At 64.0% G+C, this 4,244-nt stretch carries 5 protein-coding genes; 4 read left to right on the top strand and 1 reads right to left on the bottom strand.

The features are described 5' to 3' along the window. The 3 genes from ACTHL0_RS14960 to pcaD form a co-directional block, all read left to right on the top strand. Positions 1 to 254: CoA-transferase (locus tag ACTHL0_RS14960; protein ID WP_440567592.1), on the top strand; the 254-nt coding region annotated here is incomplete at its 5' end. Positions 255 to 264: 10 nt separating this feature from the next. Further along, positions 265 to 903: a CoA transferase subunit B gene (locus ACTHL0_RS14955; RefSeq protein WP_440567591.1), complete on the top strand. Its 639-nt coding sequence runs from the start codon at positions 265 to 267 to the stop codon at positions 901 to 903. Between the two features lie 107 nt (positions 904 to 1,010). After that, positions 1,011 to 1,790, top strand: coding sequence for a 3-oxoadipate enol-lactonase (gene pcaD / locus ACTHL0_RS14950; RefSeq protein WP_440567590.1), 780 nt, complete (start codon positions 1,011 to 1,013; stop codon positions 1,788 to 1,790). Here pcaD and ACTHL0_RS14945 read toward each other — a convergent pair. After that, positions 1,776 to 2,675 carry an IclR family transcriptional regulator domain-containing protein gene (locus ACTHL0_RS14945; RefSeq protein ID WP_440567589.1) on the bottom strand — a complete coding sequence of 300 codons (900 nt, stop codon included), beginning with the start codon at positions 2,673 to 2,675 and terminating at the stop codon, positions 1,776 to 1,778. The genes pcaD and ACTHL0_RS14945 overlap by 15 nt on opposite strands. Positions 2,676 to 2,865: 190 nt before the next feature. Between ACTHL0_RS14945 and pcaF the strand changes: the two genes are divergently transcribed. Beyond that, positions 2,866 to 4,068 (top strand): 3-oxoadipyl-CoA thiolase, encoded by a 1,203-nt coding sequence (pcaF, locus tag ACTHL0_RS14940; protein WP_440567588.1) that lies wholly within the window; start codon positions 2,866 to 2,868, stop codon positions 4,066 to 4,068. The last annotated feature ends 176 nt before the right edge of the window (positions 4,069 to 4,244 follow it).

The raw sequence follows: 4,244 nt of genomic DNA, 5'->3' as shown, positions 1-4,244 counted from the left end.
TCGAATATCCGATCAAGGCCGAATTTGCGCTGATCAAGGCGCATCGGGGCGATCGCTGGGGCAATCTCGTCTACCGCAAGGCCGCGCGCAACTTCGGTCCGATCATGGCAATGGCCGCGACGACGACGATCGCGCAGGTCTCGGAGATCGTGCCGCTCGGTTCGCTCGATCCCGAAACGATCGTCACGCCGGGGATTTTTACGCAACGCGTCGTGGCGGTCCCGCAAGCGGGCGCGCTCGCCCGTGCCGCCTGAGGAGCTCGAGATGAACAAATGGACGCGCGATCAAATCGCCCAACGTGTCGCTCGCGACATCCCCGAAGGCGCCTACGTGAACCTCGGTATCGGCTTGCCGACGAAGGTGGCCAATTACCTGCCGGCCGAACGGGAAGTGTTCCTTCATAGCGAGAACGGGCTGCTGGGCATGGGCCCGGCACCTGCGCCGGGCGAGGAAGACCCCGAGCTGATCAACGCAGGCAAGGAGCCCGTGACGCTGCTCGAAGGCGGCGCATTCTTCCACCATGGCGATTCGTTCGCGATGATGCGAGGCGGCCATCTCGACATCTGTGTGCTCGGGGCCTTCCAGGTATCGAGCCAGGGCGATCTGGCCAATTGGCACACCGGGGCGCCCGATGCGATTCCGGCTGTCGGCGGCGCCATGGATCTGGCGATTGGCGCCAAGCAGGTGTTCGTCATGATGGACCACCTGACGAAGTCGGGCGAATGCAAGCTGGTGGAAGCGTGCACGTATCCGCTGACGGGCATCCGCTGCGTCGATCGAATCTATACGGATCTGGCGGTGATCGACGTGACGGAATCAGGGCTCGTCGTGACCGATATCGCCGAAGGGCTCACCTTCGAAGCGTTGCAGGAAGTGACGCCGGTGCCGCTCGTGCGATCCTGATCGATCGCAACGACGGAGAAACGCGATACAAGTCGTGGCTGGCACGTCGGAGCCATTCGACATTGCATCGAACCATCCGCACTTTCAGCTTATTGGAGACGGCCAGCATGCAACAGGCGCAAGGTATCGCCTATACGGTCACAGGCCCGGACGGCGCGCCCGTTCTGGTCCTCTCGAATTCGCTCGGCACGACCGCCGAGATGTGGGCGCCGCAACTCGATGCGCTATCGCGTCACTTTCGCGTCGTTCGCTACGATACGCGCGGACATGGCGCTTCGATTGCGCCGGCGGGCGCGTACACGCTCGACATGCTGGGGCGCGACGTGCTTGCGGTGCTCGATGACCTGGACATCGAGCGCGCGCATTTCTGCGGCATTTCGATGGGCGGCTTGACGGGGCAATGGCTCGGTGTACATGCCGCCGAACGAATCGATAAGCTGATCGTCGCCAACACGGCCGCACGCATCGGTTCGTTGCAAGGATGGGGCGAGCGGGCGGCCTTGGTGCGCGCGCGTGGCATGGACGAAGTGGCGAGCGGTGCGGCGGGGCGTTGGTTTAGCCCGGCGTTCGTGCAGCAGCGGCCCGAGGTTGCACAACGTCTGACCGATCAGCTGCGTGCGATAGACAGCCAAGGCTATGCAGGCTGTTGCGATGCGCTGTCCGTGGCCGATCTGCGGCAAGAAATCGGAAAGATCACGGCACCGATGCTCGTCATCGCAGGCTCGAGCGATCCGGTGACGACCGTCGACGATGCACGGTTCATCGTCGAGCGGGTGCCGGGTGCCCGGATCGCGACACTGGACGCCTCCCATTTGTCGAACATCGAGGCGGCGCAAGCGTTCAACTCGGCCGTCCTCGCGTTTCTGAGGGACTCAGACGGCGAGTAGCGCAAGTTCCTGCGCGCCTTCCCGCAATACGGGCAGAATCCGGCTCTCCATTTCCGCAGTCGAGACGCGCGCCGCTTGCACGCCGACATTGAGCGCGGCGGTGACTTGACGGCCCACGCCGAGAATCGGAACGGCGATCGAGCGCAGGCCGATTTCCAGTTCTTGATCGACGAGCGCGTAGCCATTCGTGCGGACGGATTCGAGCGTGCTGCGCAGGCCGTCGCGCGAGACGATCGTGCGGGGCGTGTATTGAATGAGCTTCGTGCGATCCAGATACGCATCGAGGGCTTCGTCGCTGAAATGCGCGAGCAGCACTCTGCCCATCGACGTGCAGTAGGCCGGCAGCCGGCTGCCGATATGCAGATCGATCGACATGATGCGCGACGTCGATGCGCGTGCGATGTAGAGGATTTCGTCGCCATCGAGAATGGCCACCGAACTCGATTCGTTGAGCGTGGTGCTGATATGGCGCAAGACCGGTTGTGCCGCGTGCGCGAGTGGCGTGGTAGCGAGGTAGGCGTGGCCGAGCTTGAGCACGCGCGGGCGCAGCGAGAACAAGCGGTTGTCTTCCTCGGTGACGAAACCGAGCTTGGCCAACGTGTAGAGGCAACGCCTGACCGCGGCGCGCGGAATGCCCGTACGTTGGCTGATTTGGGAGGTCGTCAGGACGCGACGCTCTTGCGAGAAGGCTTGGAGGACAGCCAGGCCCCGTTCGAGCGAGGTCATGAAATTCGGATCGCCGGCCGATGACGGTTGCGATTCGGCTTCCGCTTGCGATTCGGCTTCCGCTTGCGATTGCGGCGGTTCGATACCTTCGGGCGCTTCGACGTGTTCGTCGCTGTCTGCTTGCGCTTCCGGTTCGTGGCGGCGGCTCGCTCGTTTCATGGCATTCCTTGAGTGTGCGGATGGGGCGCTCGATGCCGTGTAAGCCAGCGTCGTGTCGCGCACCGGGCCGGTTGGCATCGCATCGATGCGCTGTATTGTAGTTCGATAATCGCACGAAAGTTTGTTGATCGCACCATCCGGTCAGGCTGCGCCCGACCCGGTTTGACGTCTCACTAGCCAAGGAGCTGCAATGGAAAACGCCTTTATCTGCGATGCAATCAGGACGCCGATCGGCCGCTACGGCGGCGCGCTGGCATCGGTGCGGGCCGACGATCTCGGCGCGTTGCCGCTGAAGGCGCTGATGGCGCGCAACAAGGACGTCGATTGGGCGGCGATCGACGATGTCATCTTCGGCTGCGCGAACCAGGCTGGCGAAGACAATCGCAATGTCGCGCGCATGGCCGCCTTGCTGGCCGGCTTGCCGGAAGGTGTGCCGGGCAGCACCGTCAACCGCCTGTGCGGTTCGGGCCTGGACGCACTCGGTATTGCGGCGCGCGCGCTCAAGAGCGGCGAGACGCGTTTGATGATCGCGGGCGGCGTCGAGAGCATGAGCCGGGCGCCCTTCGTCATGGGCAAAGCGGAAAGCGCATTTTCCCGGGCGGCGAAGATCGAAGACACGACGATCGGCTGGCGCTTCGTCAATCCGGCGATGCGCGCGATGTACGGCGTGGATTCCATGCCCGAAACCGCGGAAAACGTCGCATTCGAATTCGGCATCGGTCGCGAAGATCAGGACGCGTTTGCGCTGCGTAGCCAGCAGCGGGCGGCCGCGGCACAAGCGAGCGGCCGCTTCGATGAAGAGATCGTTCCGGTCACGATCGCCCAGAAGAAGGGCGATCCGATCGTAGTGGCGAAGGACGAGCATCCGCGGGCGACGACGATCGAGGCGCTGGCCAAACTCAAGGGCGTGGTCCGCCCCGACGGCACGGTGACGGCGGGCAATGCATCGGGCGTCAATGACGGCGCGTGCGCGTTATTGCTGGCCAACGAAGGCACCGCATCCCGCTTCGGCCTCACGCCCCGCGCACGCGTGGTGGCGATGGCGACGGCCGGTGTCGCGCCACGCGTCATGGGTATCGGCCCGATCGATGCGGTGCGCAAAGTGTTGAGCGTCGCGCGGCTCACGTTGGATCAGATCGACGTGATCGAGTTGAACGAAGCTTTTGCCGCGCAAGCACTGGCCGTGGCGCGAGCGCTCGAGCTTGCCGCTACCGACGAACGGCTCAACCCGAACGGCGGTGCGATCGCACTCGGCCATCCGCTCGGAGCATCGGGCGCGCGTCTTGCCACGACAGCGATGTATCAACTCGCGCGCACGGGCGGACGTTACGCGCTGTGCACGATGTGCATTGGCGTGGGGCAAGGGATCGCGGTTATTCTCGAGCGTGTCTGAGCGTATGACGTCCATGCATTGGGCGACGCCATTCCACACAAGATCGACATAAGCCTTTCTTAAGCCCAAGCGATTCACACTGCTCGGATTCTCGGATGCGGCTGGCCTACGGCGGGCCGCCGCGAGACGACGAGGCGTGGATCCAGCGGTACACCTGACGACGCGTACGTCGTTCG

The sequence above is a fragment of the Trinickia sp. genome (genome assembly GCF_051961175.1).
Classification (GTDB): domain Bacteria; phylum Pseudomonadota; class Gammaproteobacteria; order Burkholderiales; family Burkholderiaceae; genus Trinickia.
The sequence above is the reverse complement of the archived record's forward strand: the minus strand, read 5'-3'. Positions and strand labels throughout refer to the sequence as shown.

What these genes read in the sequence shown, in the direction of transcription:
- ACTHL0_RS14955 (WP_440567591.1), top strand. Translation starts at nt 265, where the DNA reads ATGAACAAATGGACGCGCGATCAAATCGCCCAACGTGTCGCTCGCGAC.
- pcaF (WP_440567588.1), top strand. Translation starts at nt 2,866, where the DNA reads ATGGAAAACGCCTTTATCTGCGATGCAATCAGGACGCCGATCGGCCGC.
- ACTHL0_RS14945 (WP_440567589.1), bottom strand. Translation starts at nt 2,675, where the DNA reads ATGAAACGAGCGAGCCGCCGCCACGAACCGGAAGCGCAAGCAGACAGC.
- pcaD (WP_440567590.1), top strand. Translation starts at nt 1,011, where the DNA reads ATGCAACAGGCGCAAGGTATCGCCTATACGGTCACAGGCCCGGACGGC.